Genomic DNA, 18,985 nt, shown 5'->3' with positions numbered 1-18,985 from the left:
CACCCCGACACCGGCCTCAGCGCCGCTCCGCACCACGCAGGACCGCCAGCCGCTGGCGGTACTCCGCATCGTCGATCTCCCCGCGCGCGAACCGCGCAGCCAGAAGCTGTTCCGGCGATGCGGTGTACGCCGGGTACGACGGACCTGGGCCCGCCTGAGACGGCCCCGCGGTGAACCGCACCAGCGCAACGATTCCGGCGATGACGAGCGCCCAGAACACCACCATGCCGACCGCCATGCCCGCGTATCCCCACCCGCTCATGTCATGGTCAAACCAGAACATCATCGGACACCACCCTCTCGTCGCGGCTCCTCCGGTTACTCATTCCACGCTGCGCCGGACCGATGCGGCTTTTGGTGTTGGTTCGGTAAAGATTGGCTCAAGACCACAACCCGGCGCGGTGGCACGGCACGATGAAGGTCATGGATCCCGGATCACAGGCAACTCCGCACGACGCTGACCTGGGTTATCGCGCCCTGGTGGTGGACGACGAGAAGCCGCTGGCCGAGGTCGTCGCCAGCTATCTGGAACGCGAGCATTTCGAGGTGACGGTGTGCCTGTCCGGGCTCGAAGCGCTGGACGTGGCACGGCAGGTCGACCCGGACGTGGTGGTGCTCGACCTCGGCCTGCCGGGCATCGACGGCCTCGAAGTGTGCCGGCAGTTGCGGACGTTCTCCGACGCCTACGTGGTGATGCTGACCGCCCGCGACAGCGAAGTCGACACCATCGTCGGGCTGTCGGTCGGAGCCGACGACTACGTGACCAAACCGTTCAGCCCCCGGGAGCTGGTCGCCAGGATCCGGGCGATGCTACGCAGGCCGCGCTCGGTGGCCCCACCTGTCGCGCCCGCCGGCGCACCGCACAGCGAATCACCGCCGAGGGTGTTCGGCCCGCTCTCCATCGACGTTGCCAGTCGTCAGGTCTTCGTCGGCACAGAGCCGATCTCGTTGACCCGCACCGAGTTCGACATATTGGCCGCGCTGTCTTCCCGGCCCGGTGTGGTCTGGACCCGTCGCAACCTGATCGACGAGGTCTGGGGCGAACCGTGGGTGGGTAATGACCACCTTGTCGACGTCCACGTGGGGCACCTGCGGCGCAAACTCGGCGACAATCCCGCCGAACCGAAGTTCGTCTTGACCGTGCGGGGCGTGGGCTACCGGATGGGAACCGGGCAGTGAGCGCCCTCAGGCGTCCTCGACCAGAGTCAGCGCCAACCGCGGACATCGGGCAACAGCGCGACGCGCGTACTTCACCACAGGCGTGGGCACCGACGCTTCCCGGGAGTTGTCCCGGCTGCGCGGATATCCCCAATCGTCACGACCCAGCAGCTGTGGCAGCAGCTCGCTGCACAGCCCGCGTCCGTCGCAGCGCGTCCAATCGATATGCAGCCGCAGCGTTGTCTGCTGCGTCGCGCTCTTTGTCATCTCCGCCCACCTGAGTGTTCCGCCGGCCATCCGCCGAGTGTGTGCACGATCCCGTCGCTGTCCACCAGCCGGGCGGGCAGGCCCTGTGCCCGGATCCAGTCGAGCGCGCGCCAGCCGCGGATCACCGCCGCGGTGCTGACTGTGTTGGCTTTAAGACAGCTGGCAGCGACGACGCTGACGGTGCGCCACACCGGTTCCGCCGGCCAGCCCGACCGCGGGTCGACGATGTGGTGCAGCGCCCGCCTGCCACGTCGCCACCGGCGGCGCAAGGTGCTCGACGTGGCCATGGCCACGCCCGGCGACAATGCGACCGTCGTCGCCGGTTCATCGTCGCCGTCGCAGACCAGCACCTGCCAGCCCTCGCCGGGAGCATCCCCGGCCGTCGCGATGTCGCCGCCGAGGTTCACCAGCACGCCCGCGCCGGTGATCCGGTGCGCTCGTGCCGCGCAGCGATCCGCAGCGACCGCCTTGGCCGTCGACCCCAGGTCGACAACCACCCCGAGCGGCACCGCGGCCGTCCGCCCGTCCAGTCTGATCATCGACCAGTCGGCTGCCCGGCTGACCGACACCGCCAGCGGCACAGCCGAATTCACGGCGGCGATCTCGCGATCGTAGCCGAGATCGATCAGGCGGGCGCCGATCGTCGGGTCGACGTCACCGTCGGTCTGTTGTGCCGCAGCCAACGCGGCGCCGAGCAGTTCGGCGAGTAGCTCACTGACCTCGGTGGGCCGGCCAGAGCGGGTGAGGCCGTTGATCTCCGAATCAGGGTTGAATCGTGAGGCCGCAGCGTCGATGGCGTCGAGTTCGGCATCCACCGCACGCCGGGCAGCGGCAAGAGCGTCGGGGTCCGTGACGATGATCTGCATATCCATCGTCCAACGCTGCCAATGGCTTTCCGCGGTCGGGCAAGCCGGGCGCGCAGCCGGCATCTCGGCCACCGCCCCTGACGCGGCACCGGGTACCGCAGAACCGGGTGAGTCCATGACTGCATGCTCACAGCAGGTTTTTTGAAGCTTCGAAGAATTGGGCCTGCGCCCGCAAGCGGCGATGGCCCCACGTCCGGTGGTACTGGCAATAACCTGAGCGAAGAGCGTGAGTTGCCTGGCAAATGCAGTCCGAATTTGCTTGGGAAACTGCCTCTTTGGCGCCATTTCGCAGCTTCGAGCGTGGCGTCGGCAGTGTCGGCCCGATGTTCTTTGTCGACTCAAAGAATGCGACATGAATTTGTAACGCATGGTTTCGACCCGGTCACCTCTGGAGCTGATGGTCGTCGCGACGGCATGCGGTCTGCGCAACGTGGCGCGGCGGCTCGGTACTCCCAAGCAAACCGTTCCACGCGCAGAAAGGGTGCTCCGGGCCGCGCTCCTGATACCAGTATTCGCGGCGTTGTCGCTGCTGCTGCGCGGCTACGGCCGGCTGGGGCACGCCGTGCAGCTGCCGGGACGCACCGGCTTCGACGCCACGCTGATGTGCCGGCTGCCCGATCTGATCGCCACCTACATCTGGGTGTTCCACGAGTGGGAGCCGGACCTCACCCGATTCATCGCGAGCCGGCTCGACGCCGGCGACGTCTTCGTCGACGTCGGTGCCAACATCGGCTACTACTCACTCCTCGCGGCCGGCTCGGTGGGCACCCAGGGTGGCGTGGTGGCGGTAGAGGCATCGCCGGCGATGTTCGACGATCTGCACCAGAACGTGGATGTCAGCGGCCATCGCGATCGCATCCGTCGGGTGAACATGGCGGCTGCGGCGAAATCCGGGACGTTGACGGTGTACGCCGGGCCGCGCAACAACGCCGGAATGTCGACCACGCTGCCGTCGCGCGGTCTGCATGCCGAGTCGACGATCGAGGCCAGGCCGCTCGAGGAGATCCTCACGTTCCGCGAGATCACGTCGGCGCGGCTGATCAAGATCGACGTCGAAGGCGCCGAACCCGACGTCCTGGCCGGGATGCGCAACATCATCGGGACATTGCGGGACGACGCCGAGATCGTGGTCGAACTCTCGCCCCGATGGTGGCCGGACCGTGAGCTGCGGCCGGCCGACGTCCTGCGCCCGTTCATCGAGGCCGGTTTCAACGTGTACGAGATGACCAACAGCTACGCGGCGTGGCGATACCTGTGGCCCAACGACGTGCGCGATGCGGTCCGGCTGCGCGATCCTCTCACCGCCCGCGTCTCACGACTGGATTTGGTGTTGTCCCGCCACGACGGCGAACGGCTGGCGATCGACGTGCGCGCGCCCCGCTAGCCGACCGGGGCGGCCGGAAGAGTGAGCGTGAAGGTTGCGCCATGACCGGAGGTCGACTCGACGGTCACCTCACCGCCGTGGGCGTGGGCGATCTCACGCACCAGCGCCAACCCGATCCCGTACGACTGCCGGTCGGTCCGCGTGGTGTGCTCGGTTCCGCGCGCGAACCGGGTGAACAGCGTGGCCATCGCGTCGGGGTCGATGCCGACACCGTCATCGGCGACCTCCGCGATGATCATCGAGCCCTGCCGGCTCAGACGGATGTCGACCACGCCGCCGGGGTGCTCGTGGCTCAGGGCGTTGTCCACCAACGCGGTGAGCGCCCGGCGCAGCGCGGCGCTGGATCCCACGATCTCGAACAGATCGGTACCGCTTGGCTTTTCATAGCGAAGGTCGACGCCCAGCGCATCCGCGTACGGCGCCAGGCTGTGGTGGACGTCGGATGCCACCGAGGCCAGGTCAACCCGATCGCGTCGCGACTCGCCCGCCGTCATCGTCGCCGACGCCAGGAGATCATCGACGATGTCGCTCAGCGCGCGGGTGTCGGCCACCAGCGCGTCGGCGTCGGCGCGAACCACTTCAGCGTCCGCGGTACCGGCCCGCTGAGCCAGCATCTGGGCGCGGGTGTGCAACACCGTCAGCGGCGCCCGCAGTTCGTGCGACGCGTCCGCGACGAATCTGCGCTGCAACGCCAACGCCTGGGCCAGCGGACGCACCGACCGTCGGGTGAACAGCACCACCACCGCGACCGATGCCAGGATGCCGGCCAGTTCGGCGAAGCCCACCGACATCAGCAGACGGTTACGGCCCGCGTGGTAGGGCGCCAGATCCATCATCGCCACCACCCGCCCCTCAGGCCGATCCACAACGAACGTCCGGTAATGACGCCCGTCGGTGCGCAGGTCGCCGAAGCCCGCCGGTCCGGCCAGCAGCGCCACCCCGGGCTGCCCGCCATCACTGGTCGACACCTCACCGTCGTTCTCGCGCAACGCGAGTTCCATGTCGGGGGGCGGGTCGCCGGCGTCGTCGGCCGACATGGCCAGCGTCCGCAGCTCGGCGTCGATCTGACGGTTCTGGGCACGCACGTAGACCATGAACACCACCCCGCCCACGACCAGCAGCACCAGGGCAAGGGCAACCGACGCCTGAATCGCCGCGATGCGGCCGGCCCGCCGCACCACGGCGAGATCACTGGCCGGGGTCATTCGTACCCGAAGCGGTAGCCGGCGCCGTGCACGGTGCGGATCACCTGCTTACCGAGCTTGCGCCGCAAATAGTGGACGTAGAGATCCACCGCTCCGCCGGACTCGACGCCCTCGAACACCAAGTCGAGAAGCTGAGCGCGGCTGTACACCCGTTTGGGTGCGGACATCAGCGTCGCCAGCAGCGAGGCTTCCCGCTCGGACAACTCGACGTCGCCGTCTGTGCCCGGCCCCGACACCCGGCGGGTCACCCGGTCCAGCCGCAGGCCGCCTGCGCCGACGACGGTGGCGGAGTTGTCGATTCGCCGCAGCAGCGCACGCACCCGGGCAAGCAGCTCGGGAACTTCGAAGGGCTTGACCAGATAATCCTGCGCACCCGCGTCGAGGCCTTCCACCCGATCCTCCACCGCTCCGCGCGCCGTCAAGATCAGCGCAGGCGTCGCGACGCCTTTCGATCTGAGCAGCCCAATCAGATCCGCGCCGTCCATCACCGGCAACCCACGGTCCACGATCAAAGCGTCGTAATCCCCCGTCAACCCGCGGTGCAACCCTTGCTGTCCGTCGTATGCGGTGTCGACCCGGTAGCCCTCATCGGTGAGCAGCGCCGCCAGCATCGCACTGAGCGCGTGATCGTCCTCGACGACCAGAACCGCGGGGGCGACGCTCGGCATGGGCACTCAACGAGCGTGCCACGCAACACGACTCGACGCCGCCGAACACACGTTCTTTCAGCGCTCAAAGAAGGTGACCTTGTCCTCTTAACGCGGGGTCCGGATGTCACGATGATGACGGGACGAGGCCAGGAGGAGGGCGTGTGATCGCCAACTGCCGGGCCCGCTCGCGGACGGTCGGAGCCTGGCCGTGAGCGGTCCCGAGAGCACACACCGGCCATGGTGGCTGCGGATCCGGCCGCTGGTCGAGCCGGTTCTGTTGGCCGTCACCGTGACGGCTCTGTTCCTGGGCTGCCTCGCCTGGCTCGTCGGCAGGCACGAGATCGCCGACGGTATCTGGGTCGCGGGAACGCTGTCCGGTGTGGTGCCCGCGGTGGTCTGGGTGGTCCTCTCGCTGTACCGGGGCCGAGCCGGGGTTGATCTGCTGGCGGTGCTCTCCCTGGTCGGCACGCTGTGGGTGGGCGAGTATGTGGCCGGCGCCCTGATCGCGGTGATGCTGTCCACGGGCCGTTTCCTGGATGCCGCCGCACAGCGCCGCGCGTCGAAGGATCTGCGGGCCCTACTCGAGCATGCGCCGCGATTTGCGCGGCGCAAAGCCGGCGACGCAGTCACGGTCATCCCCCTGGCGGACGTCGCGATCGGTGATGTGCTGGTCGTCGGTCCTGGCGAGGTGGTTCCCGTGGATGGCCGGATTGAGGGCGCCGAGGCAATTCTCGACGAATCGGTCCTGACCGGTGAGCCCCTGCAAGTCGAACGTGCGATCGGTGAACCGGTCCGCAGCGGCGTGGTGAACGCCGCCACAGCCTTTGACATTCGCGCGACGGCCACCGCCGCGAACAGCACCTACGCCGGCATCGTGCGACTGGCCGAGCAGGCAGGCTCTGAAAGCGCGCCCATCGTTCGGCTGGCCGACCGCTATGCGGCAGCGTTTCTTCCGGTGGCGTTGGTGGTGGCCGCCGCCGCGGGACTGGCCAGCGGATCATGGGTCCGTGCGGTGGCGGTGCTGGTGGTGGCGACCCCGTGCCCACTGCTGCTGGCCGCGCCGGTGGCGATCGTGTCGGGGCTGTCGCGCGCATCACGTCACGGTGTCGTCGTCCGCAGCGGCGGCGCACTCGAAAACCTAGGGCATGCAAAGACATTGGTGATGGACAAGACCGGCACGCTCACCGCCGGACGCCCCGTCGTTGTCGATGTTCTCCCGGCACCCGGTTACGACCGCAGGGAGGTTCTGCGCCTCGCCGCGTCCGTCGATCAGATGTCTCCCCACGTGCTGGCCGAGGCGATCGTCACCGAAGCACTCGCGCAGGACATACCGCTGTCGTTGCCTGTCAACATGATCGAGCAACCGGGGCGGGGAGTTGCGGCCACGGTCGATGGCGCGCAGGTCTCCGTGGGCAAACTCTCCACCGGTGTCCCGGAAGCGGGGTGGGCGCGCGCAGCGGTCAATCGCGCGAGCCTGGACACCGCCGCGATCGCGTGGGTCGGTGTCGACGATGCTGTGATCGGCGCGGTGCTGCTGCGAGATCCCCTGCGCCGCACGGCACCCCGAACCATGCGCCGGCTCCGCGCGGCGGGCTTCACCCGGCTGGTCATGCTCACCGGTGACCGGTCCGCGCCCGCACGGGAAGTGGGCACTGTGCTCGGTTTGGACGAGGTGTACGCAGATCAGAGCCCGGCGGACAAGGTCGCCGCGGTACGCGCCGAACGGGAGAAGGCGGTGACCGTCATGGTGGGCGACGGCGTCAACGACGCCCCAGCCCTTGCGGCGGCCACTGTCGGTGTCGCGATCGGTGCCCGCGGCGCCACCGCGTCATCGGAGGCCGCCGATATCGTGTTGACCACGGATCGGCTGGACCGCCTGGCCGACGCGATGGATATCGCTCGGTGGTCGCGGCACATCGCGGTGCAGAGCGCGGTCGTCGGAATGGCCCTGTCGCTGCTGGCGATGGGTGTCGCCGCATTCGGCTGGCTGCCGCCCGCGGCGGGAGCGCTCCTGCAGGAGGCCATCGACGTCGCCGTGATCCTCAATGCGCTGCGCGCACTTCGTGGTAACCCCGCGGTGGGGATTGCGCTGCCGCACGAGACCGAAGCCCTGTTGCTCCGGTTCGCCGCAGAACACGACATCCTGCGAGACGCGCTCTCCCAGCTGCGTGACGCCGCGTCCCAACTCGACAGCCACCGCGACGAATCGGCGATCGACGCGCTCGACCGTGCCTACCGGTTTCTCACCGACCAATTGCTACCGCACGAGGATGCCGAACAACACGACCTCTACCCGGCGTTGGCCGCACCCCTGGGCAGCGCCGAAGCCACCGCCACAATGAGCAGGACCCATGCCGAGATTCATCGACTGACCGACCGGATCGGCAACCACCTCGAGCTGGCGCGCAACGCCGGAGCCGTCCAGCTCGATCAGCTCGACGACCTTCGCGCCTGTCTCTACGGCCTGCACGCATTGCTGCGACTGCACTTCCTTCAAGAGGAAGAGAACTACTTCACCCTCACCGACGCCGAGGACATCGAGGCGAAGCGAACAGCGGGCCAGATACCACCAACTCGATGACGTTGGACCCTCACGCCGTCACGGCAGCGGCAATAGCGTTGATGGAACGTGATAAGCGGGAGGTCCGACGGTGTTGACGATCCGATCCGAAGTGACGGTTCCGGGATTGACCGCGGCCGAGGTCACCGGCTTCCTGTCCGACTGGACCGACGCGGCGTACCAGCAGTGGTGGCCCGGCGTGCACCTGCGTCTGCACCCCGTCGCCGCGGGCAGATCCGGCCACGTAGGCGATGAGGTATTCATGGACGAGTTCATCGGTAAGCGTCGCCTCCGGATGACGGCGGTGGTCGTCGAGGCCGAACCCGGCCGAAAGATCGTGTGGCAGATGAAGAAGGGTGTTCGGCTGCCGGCGTGGCTGACGATCGAGGTCACCGATGTCACCGGCGGTGTACATGTTCGCCACACGATTACCGCCGGATGGACGGGACCGGGACGCCTGGTCGATCCGCTTCTGCGGATGTACTTCTCGCCGGACTTCGCCACGGCGATGGACCAGCACGTGCACACCGAATTCCCGTTGATACCTCAGCGACTGCACCCGGCCGCACAGGTGAGACCGCTCGACGATAGGAGCCAACCATGAATCGCGAAGCGTGCAAGTTCTTTTCGGGATCGTTCGCCGCCCTGGGCTACGCCCACGCCGCATACGCGGTGGCGACATCCCGCGGGATCATCAACGAGCCCGTGTTCCTCGGACGACGCTGGGGCGTGGGCTTCATGTGGTCAGAAGCGGCGATATACACCGCGCTGGCCGTGGCACTGGGGTATGCGGGGTGGGGCACGACAGGCCACGAGCACCAGCGCAGTATCCAGGGCAGTCAACCCACACCCGCAACCGAAGCAGCCGGCCCGGCACCCGGGCCGTGACGCCACGTTCACCCGCCGCTCGGTCAGCATGTCGGGCGGGCAACACCACTGGCCATAGGATTGCGCGGTGACTGTGACGCGGGGGGCATCGCGGTGAACGTGCAGCAACTGGAGCCGTTCCTGGTGGCTCTGGCCATCGGGATGTTGCTCGGCTTCGAGCGTGAACGTAGCCACAGCCGCCGACTGCCCGCCGGTTCCCGATCGTTCGCGTTGCTGTCACTGGCCGGCGCGGTCGCGGCCAGCTTCAACACATGGGCCGTCATCGCCGGGATGGTCTGCGTTGCAGCACTTTTCACCCTGGCCTATATGCGCACCAGTCAGGACGATCCGGGGACCACCACCGAGATAGCCGCTGTTGTGGCGTACCTGCTCGGCGCGCTGGCCTGCACCCGGCCGGCATTGGCCGTCGCACTCGCGGTGATCGTGACGGTGCTGCTGGTGTCGAAAACCCGGATCCATCGGTTCGCCCGTGAAATCGTCAGCGAGATCGAGCTCGAGGACGCGATCAAGTTCTTCGTGGTCGCCTTCGTGATCCTGCCCATGCTGCCAGATCGGCAGATCGGGCCCTATGGGGTTCTCAACCCGTCGAAGGTGTGGCTGCTGGTGGTGCTGCTGACCGGCATCGGGTGGCTCGGCTACATCGGTGTTCGCGCCCTGGGTCCCCAGCGCGGCCTTCTCGTCACCGGTTTGGCCGGTGGGTTCGTGTCGGCAAGCGCCACGACGGCATCCATGGGCCGGGCCAGCCGCACCGACGCCGGCGTACGCGCACCGCTGGCCGGCGCACTGCTGGCCAGCGGCGCCACCTTTGTGCAACTTCTGCTGGTGATCGGACTGGTCGACATCGACGTGCTGCGCAGGCTGTGGCTTCCCGTCGCCGCGGGGGCCGTCGTCCTGGTCGGCGTAGCGCTGGTGGTGTACCGAAGCGCCGCGCAGGCCCGCAGGCCCGATACCGAGCCCGCCGAGGACGCGGCGTCCACACCGGCCAGCCGGCCGTTCGCGCTGCGACCCGCTCTCATCCTCGCCGCGGTACTGACTCTCGCTCTGCTCGTCGGTCGTTGGGGCGCCGACGTATTGGGGCCCCAAGGCGCGGTGCTGGCCGCGTTCGCAGCCGGGCTCGCCGACGCACACGCCGGCTCGGTCGCGGCGGCAAGCCTGGCCGCCAAAGGCGACATCAGTGTCGACACCGCATTGATTGCGATCGCCGCCGCGCTCGGGTCCAACCTGCTGGTGAAAATTGTGTTGGCCTTCACCGCAGGGGGTCGCCGCTTCGGGCTCGGTTTCGTCGCCGGCATGGCCGGCCCGACGGTGGTGTTCGGTGCGGCGCTGACCGCCGCCCTCGTGTTCGGCTGAGCTCTCGACAACTGGATGCGATCACGTCCCACAGCGTGGAAGATCGCCAACCGGTGCACCCCGAGGCGGATCGGCGCGGTCACCCACAGACCGTGAGTCCGTGTCAGCCGAAGACGAAATAGCGCAGCCACACGTACGGCGCCGCCACGCCGATGGTCGACGCGGTCACGATCGCCCCCTTGCGGGTGAACTCCCAGAAACTGATGGGGTACCCCTCCCTGGCCGCGATGCCGAGCATGACGACATTCGCGCTCGCGCCGACGGCGGTGAGGTTACCGCCGAAATCCGCGCCGATCGCCAGCGACCACCACAGAGCTTGGCCGTGAACCGGATTGGCTACGGTCGCAGCCAGGTCGGCGACTACCGGGCTCATCGTCGCGACATACGGGATGTTGTCGATCACCCCCGACAGCAGCGCCGACACCAACAGGATCGCCATCGCAGCCAACAGCGGATTGCCGCCGGTGGCTGCACCGGCGAACTCGGCTACCCGGGCGATCACCCCGGTCTTCACCAGTGCCCCGACGAGGATGAACAGGCCGGCAAAGAACAACAGCGTCTCCCATTCGACGCTGCCCAGGTAGTGCGTCCGCTCGACACCGGAGACGACGATCAGGACACCAGCGCCTAGCAGTGCCACCACCGCCGGCTCGACGTGGATCACCGAGTGTCCGATGAACGCGGCGAAGACCGCACCCAACACCACCCCGCACTTGACGAGTAGGCGCACATCTCGAATCGCCTCTCTCTCATTGAGCGACATCACCTCGGCCACCCGGTCGGACTCGACGGTGAACGACCCGCGAAACAACCACGGCAGCAAGGCCAGGAACGCTGCCAGCGCGATCACCACCAGCGGGGTCACGTGGACCAGGAAATCGTTGAACGACAAGCCCGCCCGGCTACCGATGATGATGTTCGGTGGATCGCCGATCAGAGTCGCGGTGCCGCCGATGTTGGACGCGAACACTTCGGCGAGCAGGAACGGTACGGGGTTGATGGCCAACCGGTCACACACCAGAAGCGTCACCGGCGCGATCAGCAGGACAGTGGTGACGTTGTCGAGCAATGCCGACGCCGCGGCGGTGATCAAGGCCAGCAGGATCATCACTCGCAGCGGAGATCCCTTGGCCCGCTTGGCTGCCCAGATCGCGGTGTATTCGAACACACCGGTCTGCCGTAGCACGCCGACGATCACCATCATGCCCAGCAGCAAGAAGATGACATCCCAGTCGATGCCTGTCTCGCGCGAGTAGAAAATGTCATCGGAGCCGACAATGCCGATCGCCACCACCACGGCGGCACCGCCCAGCGCCGCTTTGACCTTGTTGATCCGTTCGGTGGCAATGAGCAGGTAGGCGACAACGAAGATGCCAAGCGCGACAACAGCCATGGACTACCTTGCGCTCGCCGAGTTCACTGAGCCTGCAACGCTACTTCCAGCAATCGGGAAGCGGTGATGACGCCGACGAGCCGCTTGCCGGTCACCACCGCCACCAGCGGTGAATGGTCGCGGGCCATGATGGCGGCGACCTCCACAATCGTGTCGTCGGCGTCGACCGTCGGCATGTGCGGAGCCGACTTGGGCAGCACCTGCTGAACCGATTTGCCACCCAGTTTGTCGGCGATCCGGTCGGCGGCTTGTTCGCCCAGTACACCAGCCAGCGAGGGATCGTCCTGGATGTAGGCCGGAACCAGCAACCGCACGACTTGTGACGCCGGCAAGATCGTCAACGGTCGGCCCTGCGGGTCGGTGACGACCAAACCCGGCAGTCGCTGTTCGGCCATCAGCCGCACCGCATCCAACGCACCGGAATCCGATGCCACGGCCGGGAACTGTTCGGCGATCTGGTGTGCGCGCACAAACGAACCGTACGTTGTTCGTCGCCGGCCGTTGGTCAGTCACGCGGACTCCGGCGCTCTGCGATCGGCAGCCGCGGGTTCACCGGGCTCAGGCCGGCCGGCCGGCAGATTGTCGGGCGGCTCGACGCGGAGCAACTTGGCCACCGGTACGTCGGTGGAGGAATGCAGCACGATCGACAGCGCGATTGTCACCGCGACGAGGTCGAAGACCAGCTGGTTGTCGGGTATGCCCGACTGCAGAGCGAGCAGCCCGTACACCACCGACGCGAACCCTTTGGGGCCGAACCAGGCCGCCGTGAGCCGTTCGCGCCGCGGCATCTTCGTGCGCAGCAGCGAAACCAGCAGTGACACCGGGCGAATCACCACAATTGCCACCACCGCCAGCAGCCAGCCCTGCCAACCCAGGTGCGACAGCCTGTCCGGCGTGATCAGCGCTCCGAATACCAAAAGCGCCGCGAACTTCGTGAGCTCGGCCAACAGATCGCCAAAGGGTTCAAAACGTTCGGCAGTCACCGGGTCCAGCGTCGCCAGAGTCGACCCTGCCGCGAAAGCGGCCAAATAGGGATTGGCGTGGGTCAAGTGGCAGCCGGCGTAGACGACGACCGCGATGGCGACCGGTCCCAGCGGCTGCAATCGCGGTTCGGCAGTGAGGATCTTGCTGCGCCAGGCCAGCGCCACCAGCGCGGCGATACCGAAGCCGAGCACCAGGCCCAGTGCGAGCTCCTCGAGAACCTCGGTCCAGTGCGAGCTCTCGTGTTTGGCAGTGGCGAGGAAGATCAGCACGAACGGCAGCGCCAGCCCGTCGTTGAGACCCGACTCCACGTTGAGCAACCGCCGCAATCGCAGCGGGATGTCCGACCGGCCGACCAATGCGGCGGCGAACACCGGATCGGTCGGCGACAGAATCGCGCCAAGCAGAAACGCGGTGGGCCAGTCCAGCCCGGCCAGAAAGTGTGCCGGAACCGCGATTCCCACCATCGTCAACGGCATCCCCAGCCCGAGAGCTCGCCCGGACAGCCGCCAATTCTCGCGCAGCGCACGCATATTGGCGCGCTGACCGTCGGTGAACAGGACGGTGAACAAGGCGATGTCCGCCAGTGCGGCAACCATGCCATGCCCGGGGCCCAGCTCGACGATGTCAAATCCGCCCGGGCCGATCAACGCTCCCGCCACCAGGAACATCAACGCGGTGGACAGCACGGTCCTGGCCGCCACACCGGACAGCGAGACACTGATCAGCAGCACCACACCGAATGCCAGGACAAGCGCCACGCCTGAGTCTCCGCATCTTCGCTCGAGTCGACCGCCCATTCGGGCGCGACTGCCGACCAGACTTCCCGGCACACCTTCGCGTAAAGATGCCGTAAAGGCGGGTGGCAGGCAACCTTGGGTGTACCACCGGCACCAACCGGCAAACCGCGTTCCCCGACAGCACCACTGCCCGTGTGCCACCATTCCTGGGGGTGAGGAGGAGTTTCGTGGGTTCTCTACTGTCTGTGGCGCCGGCTTCACCGCCCCTCCCGGCGGTGAGCAGCACCGCCCCGGCGTCGTCGGTGGACGCCCCGACCGGACACCTTGGCGCCACGCTGCGGCTTCAGGCCACCGGCATCGTCGCCGGCGTGACCGTGGCCGGCCGGGTGGTCCTGATCAACCCGCACACCGACGAGCGCCTCACGCAGTGGAACCCGTGAACCTGAACTCTCCCAACGGTTTTGCCGCGCCCGAGATAACCGACGCCGTCGAGGCCGACGCGGTCGAGCTCGCCGATCTGGCGGCGGCCACCTTCCCGCTCGCGTGCCCGCCCACCTCGCCACCCGATGACGTCACAGCCTTCATCGCCACCCACCTGTCGCGCGGGCGGTTCGTCGACTACCTGGCGGACCCGTCGCGCACCGTACTCGTCGCCCGCGACGGCGGCCGAATGGTCGGCTACGCCATGCTGATCGACGGGGTCGGCACCGACCCCGACGTCGCACGGGCCGTCATTGCGCGGCCGGCAGTCGAATTGTCCAAGCTCTATGTGCTGGCCGACAGCCACGGGTCGGGAGTAGCTGCAGCGCTCATGGGCGCCGCGGTGAATCGCGCGGGCGACGCCGGAGCCCGATGCCTCTGGCTGGGTGTGAACCAGAGAAACACCCGCGCGCAACGGTTCTATGCCAAGCGCGGGTTCGTCGTCGCGGGCACCAAGACATTCCCGATGGGGACGCACACCGAACAGGACTACGTGATGGTGCGCCCGTTGTAATCTCGCGCCACGGAGTGGCTTGTTCGACTATCCCGCTGGTTTAACAACGGGGACGTAAGGTGAACCCGTTGGCTGATCACACCAGGGGCGGATCTAGCCGAAAGGACGTTTGGTGGACGTTGGATCAGCTTCCGGCCCCGACGATCGTGTCGGTCATGATCTGGCAGCAGTCGACTGGGCGTCGACGCCACTAGGACCGTCTGCACATTGGCCACAGAGCCTGCGGACCGCCGTCAGCATCGTGTTGTCCTCCCGCTTCTCCATGTGGATGGCATGGGGCCCGGAACTGACGTTCTTCTGCAACGACGCCTACCGGCGCGACACCCTCGGCCGCAAGTACCCGTGGGCGCTCGGCCGGCCGGCCAGTGAGGTCTGGGCCGAAATCTGGGATGACGTCTGGCCACGCATCGATCGGGTGCTGACGACCGGCGAAGCCACCTGGGATGAGGCGCTTCGGCTCTTCCTCGAGCGGTCGGGCTATCCGGAAGAGACCTACCACACGTTCTCCTACAGCCCCCTGCGCGACGACGCGGGACAAGTCGTCGGGATGTTGTGCGTGGTCAGCGAGGACACCGACCGGGTGATCGGTGAACGGCGGATGGCCACGCTGCGTCACCTCGGATCGGACCCATCGGTGGTGCGCACCGAGTCGGAGATGCTGGCCTTCGCGGCCCGTCAGCTCGAACGCAATCCCCTCGATCTGCCGTTCACTGTGACTTATCTGTTCGACGAGGACGGGACCGCCCGGCTCGCCGGAGTCACCGGAATCGCCGCCGGACATCCGGCGGCGCCGGCGGCATTGCCCAAGGACGATTCGTCGATCTGGCCGGTCGACCAGACCGCCCGCGGCGAATCGGTGTTGGTCGAGCTGAACCGGCCCCCGTTCACCGACCTGCCCGCCGGTGAATGGCCCAAGCCCCCAGCCCATGCACTGGTGACTCCCCTGTTGACGCAGGGCGGTGCGCCGTCCGGCTTTCTGGTCGCAGCCCTGAACCGCTACCGGCCCCTTGACGACGAGTACCGCGGGTTCATCGATCTGGTGGCCGGGCACATCGCGACCGGTGTCTCCAGCGCCCGCAGCTACAGCGAGCAACAGCGGCGGGCCGATGAGCTGGCCGAGTTGGACCGCGCCAAGACGACGTTCTTCTCCAATATCAGCCACGAGTTCCGCACCCCGATCACCCTCATCCTGGGCCCCGTGAGTGAGTTGCGCGCCAACGCGGGCCTCGATGAACGTGCCCATCAGGAACTCGACGTGATCCAGCGCAACGGGTTGCGGCTGGCCAAGCTGGTCAACACACTGCTGGATTTCTCCCGCATCGAGGCCAACCGGGTGCAGGCCCACTACGAACCGGTCGATCTGGCCCAGGTCACCGCCGAGCTGGCCAGTGTGTTCCGTTCGGCCATCGATCGCGCCGACCTCCAGCTGATCGTCGACTGCCCGCCGCTCGGCGAGGCGGTGTATCTGGATCGCGACATGTGGGAAAAGGTCATCCTCAACCTGCTGTCCAATGCCTTGAAGTACACCTTCGCCGGATCGATCACGGTCCGGGTCACCCAGGACGGCGACGAAGCCGTGGTGACCGTGGCCGACACCGGCATCGGAGTATCTGCCGCCGAGATGCCGCGGCTGTTCGAGCGGTTCCACCGGATCGACAGCGCCCGCGCCCGCTCCACCGAGGGCAGCGGCATCGGCCTGGCCCTGGTGAAAGAACTCGTCGGCTTGCATGGCGGCACCATCACCGCCGACAGCGTCGAAGACGTGGGGACCACGTTCACCATCCGACTACCGATCGGAGCGGGCCACCTCCCCGCCGAGGCGCTCAGCCCGGCCGGCACCAGCCGGTCGTCGAACATCGCCGAACCGTACGTGCAGGAGGCGTTGCGCTGGCTGCCCGACAGCGGCAGCGGCGACCTGGCCGCCGTGCCGAACCCACCGTCTGCCGTCGGTTCTCCGAGCCGTGTTCTGGTAGCCGACGACAACGCCGACATGCGCGAGTACCTGGTCCGGCTGTTGCGCGGCGCGGGGTATGAGGTCGACGAGGTCGCCGACGGCCAGCAGGCCTTGAGCCGCATTCGAGCCGACCGCCCAGACCTTGTGGTCAGCGACGTGATGATGCCCCGCCTGGACGGGCTGGCCCTGGTTGCCGCCCTGCGCAACGATCCGCACACCGTGGCGGTGCCCGTTCTGCTGTTGTCGGCGCGGGCCGGCCAGGAGGCCTCGATCGAGGGCCTGCAGGCCGGGGCCGACGACTATCTGGTGAAGCCGTTCGTCGCCGCGGAGCTTTTGGCCCGGGTGCGGGCGAACATCGAGCTGGCCAGGCTTCGCAGCCACCACCTGCGATGGCGGACAGCGCTGGTCGAGTCGCTGCAGGAGGCATTCTTCGTCTGCGACGAAGTCGGCACCGTCATCGAGATGAACAAGGCGTTCGCCGACATCCTCGGCTACGGCCCGGAAGACCTGCCGTACGACCCGGTTCACCCCTGGTGGCCGGACGCCGAAACCCAGCCCGAGGCCAACGCGCAGATCGTCGACGCGTTCGCCACCCTCCCCGATCAACCGCACGGCAGCTACACCGTCCCGGTGAATCACCGTGACGGGCACCGCGTGTGGATCACCGCCAACATCGCGCATGCTCAAGACCCGGCGACGGGCCGCAGCGTCATGGTCGGTACATTCCGAGATGTCACTGCCGAGCATTACAGCGTCCAACGTCAGACCGCCCTTGCCACGCTGAATCAGCAACTCGCACAGGCTGATGCCGTCGACGATGCGCTGCACGGCGCACTGGAGCAGGTGCGTGGGCAGTGGTCGGCCCGCCGGGTCCTGGCGGCGATCTTCCCGGGTGGCGGCGCGACCGGACCGGGATCGGAGTATCCCGATTTCGCCGGCGACGCCGACGAGGCACAGTGGGCCGCTCTGTCGCCGGACGTGCGGGAGCACATCACCGAACTCGGCAGCAGCGGAAATCTGCTCACGCCGGACACCAGCATCGCCGGCTCGGTGGCCATCGCGCTGCAACATCCCCGTGGCACGCTCGTCATCTGGCTCGAGCTCCCGGCCGAACGGCCCTTCACCGCCGAAGACATGACGTTGCTGACCGTTCTCAGCGGCCGCCTCGGCCAGGGATTGCAGCGCGTCCATCAGCTCGATCAACAGCGGGAAACCGCACTGGCACTGCAACATTCGATCCTGGGTCCAGACGATCTGCCCGCCGGGTTCGCGGTGCGCTACCAGCCTGCATCCCATCCGTTGCAGGTGGGTGGCGACTGGTATGACGTGATCGCGCTCGACGACGGCCGGATCGCGCTGGTCGTCGGCGACTGCGTGGGACACGATCTGGCGGCGGCGACGGTCATGGGACAGCTTCGCAGTGCCTGTCGCGCGCTGCTGCTCGAAAAGTCAAGCCCCGCAGCGGCGCTGGCGGGGTTGGACCGCTTCGCCGCCCGGCTGCCCGGCGCGCAGTCCACCACCGCCTTCTGTGCGATCCTGAATCCCGCCACCGGCGAGTTGGTGTACTCCAGCGCCGGCCACCCGCCGCCGATCCTGGTATGCCCGGACGGCTCCACGATCCTGCTCGAGGGCGGTCACTCCATCGCCCTGGGTATCCGGCCGGACCGGGAGCGCCCCCAGACACAGACAATCGTGCCACCTCAAGCCACCCTGGTGCTGTACACCGACGGCCTCGTCGAGCGAAGACGCCGCTCACTCGACGACGGAATAGAGCAGGCCACCAACGTCATTCGTGGCGACAGCGCCCTCGACCTCGACCCCTTGGCCGACCAGATAATGACGAGCCTGGCACCACCAGGCGGATACCAGGATGACGTCGCCTTGCTGATCTACCGACACCCGAAACCACTGGAAGTGACGATCCCCGCCGACCCGCTGCACCTGGCGCCGGCCCGCGCTGCACTGCGCGACTGGTTGACCTCGGCCGGCATCGACCACGACCAGGCGCAGGATGTGCTCGTCGCCGCAGGCGAGGCTGTCACAAACGCCATCGAGCACGGATACCGCCACGGCGAAGGCGGCACTATCACCTTGCAGGCCACGTCCGAAGTCGATCTTCTGCGCCTGACCATCACCGACGCCGGCTCCTGGAAACCGAAGGAGACCGGATACACACACCGCGGCCGTGGCATCCAGATCATGGAAGCGTTGATGGAGGATGTCTCGATCCTCCCCGACGCCACCGGCACCGTCGTCCGCCTGTCGACGAGGATCCGCCGATGAGCACCCCGCTGACCGTTACAGTCGAACGGGCCGCCGACGGCCGGAACGTGCTGCGGGCGGCCGGCGAGATCGACGCCAGCAACGTGGCCGACTTCGCCGAGGCGCTCAATGCGGCGGTCAACGGCGGCAGCGCCCTCAACGTCGACCTGAGCGCGGTGGACTACCTGGACAGTGCCGCCATCAATGCCCTTGTCCCCCATGCCGAATCGCTGGAGATCGTCGCCAATCCGGTGCTGATGCGAGTGTTGACGGTGAGCGGACTCGGTGAACTCACCAAGATCCGGCCCGCAACCGAATCAGCCGACTGACGCC

18 protein-coding genes are annotated in these 18,985 nt (G+C 67.4%); 10 read left to right on the top strand and 8 right to left on the bottom strand.

The window, feature by feature from the left end; translation table 11 throughout:
* Nucleotides 1-16: 16 nt before the first annotated feature.
* A complete protein-coding gene (locus G6N32_RS10535) occupies nt 17-286 on the bottom strand; it encodes an SHOCT domain-containing protein (protein ID WP_115319552.1) in 270 nt (89 codons plus the stop codon).
* A 137-nt stretch (nt 287-423) separates the two neighbouring features.
* Here G6N32_RS10535 and G6N32_RS10530 point away from each other — a divergent pair, with 137 nt between their 5' ends.
* Complete coding sequence (locus tag G6N32_RS10530; protein ID WP_115321065.1) at nt 424-1,179, top strand: response regulator; 756 nt, start codon at nt 424-426, stop codon at nt 1,177-1,179.
* A gap of 6 nt (nt 1,180-1,185) precedes the next feature.
* Here G6N32_RS10530 and G6N32_RS10525 read toward each other — a convergent pair whose 3' ends face one another.
* Together G6N32_RS10525 and G6N32_RS10520 are read right to left on the bottom strand one after the other, a co-directional pair.
* Complete coding sequence (locus G6N32_RS10525; RefSeq protein WP_115319551.1) at nt 1,186-1,425, bottom strand: ferredoxin; 240 nt, start codon at nt 1,423-1,425, stop codon at nt 1,186-1,188.
* Nucleotides 1,422-2,408 (bottom strand): FAD:protein FMN transferase, encoded by a 987-nt coding sequence (locus tag G6N32_RS10520; protein ID WP_232077596.1) that lies wholly within the window; start codon nt 2,406-2,408, stop codon nt 1,422-1,424. The genes G6N32_RS10525 and G6N32_RS10520 overlap by 4 nt, the downstream gene beginning before the upstream one ends.
* 250 nt (nt 2,409-2,658) lie before the next feature.
* On the opposite strand from G6N32_RS10520, the gene G6N32_RS10515 reads away from it, so the two are divergent.
* Complete coding sequence (locus G6N32_RS10515; RefSeq protein WP_115319549.1) at nt 2,659-3,675, top strand: FkbM family methyltransferase; 1,017 nt, start codon at nt 2,659-2,661, stop codon at nt 3,673-3,675.
* Here the strand turns inward: G6N32_RS10515 and G6N32_RS10510 are convergent.
* On the bottom strand, nt 3,672-4,880 hold the full coding sequence (locus tag G6N32_RS10510) for a sensor histidine kinase (RefSeq protein WP_170310590.1): 1,209 nt from the start codon (nt 4,878-4,880) through the stop codon (nt 3,672-3,674). The two genes, G6N32_RS10515 and G6N32_RS10510, sit on opposite strands and share 4 nt — an antisense overlap.
* Entirely contained in the window at nt 4,877-5,548 is a 672-nt protein-coding gene (locus tag G6N32_RS10505) for a response regulator transcription factor (protein WP_115319548.1), read from the bottom strand. The genes G6N32_RS10510 and G6N32_RS10505 overlap by 4 nt, the downstream gene beginning before the upstream one ends.
* A gap of 190 nt (nt 5,549-5,738) precedes the next feature.
* On the opposite strand from G6N32_RS10505, the gene G6N32_RS10500 reads away from it, so the two are divergent.
* The 4 genes from G6N32_RS10500 to G6N32_RS10485 all read left to right on the top strand — a co-directional run bounded on the left by G6N32_RS10500 (nt 5,739) and on the right by G6N32_RS10485 (nt 10,328).
* A complete protein-coding gene (locus G6N32_RS10500; RefSeq protein ID WP_232077595.1) occupies nt 5,739-8,111 on the top strand; it encodes a heavy metal translocating P-type ATPase in 2,373 nt (790 codons plus the stop codon).
* A gap of 70 nt (nt 8,112-8,181) precedes the next feature.
* Nucleotides 8,182-8,694, top strand: coding sequence for an SRPBCC family protein (locus G6N32_RS10495; RefSeq protein WP_115319547.1), 513 nt, complete (start codon nt 8,182-8,184; stop codon nt 8,692-8,694).
* Nucleotides 8,691-8,978: a hypothetical protein gene (locus G6N32_RS10490; RefSeq protein ID WP_232077594.1), complete on the top strand. Its 288-nt coding sequence runs from the start codon at nt 8,691-8,693 to the stop codon at nt 8,976-8,978. The genes G6N32_RS10495 and G6N32_RS10490 overlap by 4 nt, the downstream gene beginning before the upstream one ends.
* 93 nt (nt 8,979-9,071) lie before the next feature.
* Entirely contained in the window at nt 9,072-10,328 is a 1,257-nt protein-coding gene (locus G6N32_RS10485) for an MgtC/SapB family protein (RefSeq protein WP_115319546.1), read from the top strand.
* A gap of 103 nt (nt 10,329-10,431) precedes the next feature.
* Here G6N32_RS10485 and G6N32_RS10480 read toward each other — a convergent pair whose 3' ends face one another.
* Genes G6N32_RS10480 through G6N32_RS10470 form a run of 3 tightly spaced genes read right to left on the bottom strand, consistent with a single transcriptional unit; the run spans nt 10,432 to nt 13,463 of the window.
* On the bottom strand, nt 10,432-11,721 hold the full coding sequence (locus G6N32_RS10480) for an ArsB/NhaD family transporter (protein ID WP_115319545.1): 1,290 nt from the start codon (nt 11,719-11,721) through the stop codon (nt 10,432-10,434).
* 23 nt (nt 11,722-11,744) lie between these two features.
* Entirely contained in the window at nt 11,745-12,191 is a 447-nt protein-coding gene (locus G6N32_RS10475; protein ID WP_115319544.1) for a CBS domain-containing protein, read from the bottom strand.
* 39 nt (nt 12,192-12,230) lie between these two features.
* A complete protein-coding gene (locus tag G6N32_RS10470; RefSeq protein WP_115319543.1) occupies nt 12,231-13,463 on the bottom strand; it encodes a cation:proton antiporter in 1,233 nt (410 codons plus the stop codon).
* A 254-nt stretch (nt 13,464-13,717) separates the two neighbouring features.
* Between G6N32_RS10470 and G6N32_RS10465 the strand changes: the two genes are divergently transcribed.
* From G6N32_RS10465 to G6N32_RS10450, 4 genes are all read left to right on the top strand, one after another.
* A complete protein-coding gene (locus G6N32_RS10465) occupies nt 13,718-13,882 on the top strand; it encodes a hypothetical protein (RefSeq protein ID WP_163789215.1) in 165 nt (54 codons plus the stop codon).
* A gap of 2 nt (nt 13,883-13,884) precedes the next feature.
* Nucleotides 13,885-14,436 carry a GNAT family N-acetyltransferase gene (locus G6N32_RS10460; protein ID WP_410432628.1) on the top strand — a complete coding sequence of 184 codons (552 nt, stop codon included), beginning with the start codon at nt 13,885-13,887 and terminating at the stop codon, nt 14,434-14,436.
* A 112-nt stretch (nt 14,437-14,548) separates the two neighbouring features.
* Entirely contained in the window at nt 14,549-18,673 is a 4,125-nt protein-coding gene (locus G6N32_RS10455; protein ID WP_115319542.1) for a SpoIIE family protein phosphatase, read from the top strand.
* Nucleotides 18,670-18,981, top strand: coding sequence for an STAS domain-containing protein (locus G6N32_RS10450; protein ID WP_115319541.1), 312 nt, complete (start codon nt 18,670-18,672; stop codon nt 18,979-18,981). Before G6N32_RS10455 ends, G6N32_RS10450 begins: the two co-directional genes overlap by 4 nt.
* The last annotated feature ends 4 nt before the right edge of the window (nt 18,982-18,985 follow it).

Source organism: Mycolicibacterium aichiense (assembly GCF_010726245.1).
In the GTDB taxonomy this organism is placed as follows: Bacteria; Actinomycetota; Actinomycetes; order Mycobacteriales; family Mycobacteriaceae; genus Mycobacterium; species Mycobacterium aichiense.
This window is presented reverse-complemented; position numbering and strand designations above follow the sequence as displayed.

What these genes read in the sequence shown, in the direction of transcription:
- G6N32_RS10510 (WP_170310590.1), bottom strand. Translation starts at nt 4,880, where the DNA reads ATGACCCCGGCCAGTGATCTCGCCGTGGTGCGGCGGGCCGGCCGCATC.
- G6N32_RS10535 (WP_115319552.1), bottom strand. Translation starts at nt 286, where the DNA reads ATGATGTTCTGGTTTGACCATGACATGAGCGGGTGGGGATACGCGGGC.
- G6N32_RS10490 (WP_232077594.1), top strand. Translation starts at nt 8,691, where the DNA reads ATGAATCGCGAAGCGTGCAAGTTCTTTTCGGGATCGTTCGCCGCCCTG.
- G6N32_RS10525 (WP_115319551.1), bottom strand. Translation starts at nt 1,425, where the DNA reads ATGACAAAGAGCGCGACGCAGCAGACAACGCTGCGGCTGCATATCGAT.
- G6N32_RS10505 (WP_115319548.1), bottom strand. Translation starts at nt 5,548, where the DNA reads ATGCCGAGCGTCGCCCCCGCGGTTCTGGTCGTCGAGGACGATCACGCG.
- G6N32_RS10480 (WP_115319545.1), bottom strand. Translation starts at nt 11,721, where the DNA reads ATGGCTGTTGTCGCGCTTGGCATCTTCGTTGTCGCCTACCTGCTCATT.
- G6N32_RS10450 (WP_115319541.1), top strand. Translation starts at nt 18,670, where the DNA reads ATGAGCACCCCGCTGACCGTTACAGTCGAACGGGCCGCCGACGGCCGG.
- G6N32_RS10530 (WP_115321065.1), top strand. Translation starts at nt 424, where the DNA reads ATGGATCCCGGATCACAGGCAACTCCGCACGACGCTGACCTGGGTTAT.
- G6N32_RS10520 (WP_232077596.1), bottom strand. Translation starts at nt 2,408, where the DNA reads ATGGACTCACCCGGTTCTGCGGTACCCGGTGCCGCGTCAGGGGCGGTG.
- G6N32_RS10515 (WP_115319549.1), top strand. Translation starts at nt 2,659, where the DNA reads ATGGTTTCGACCCGGTCACCTCTGGAGCTGATGGTCGTCGCGACGGCA.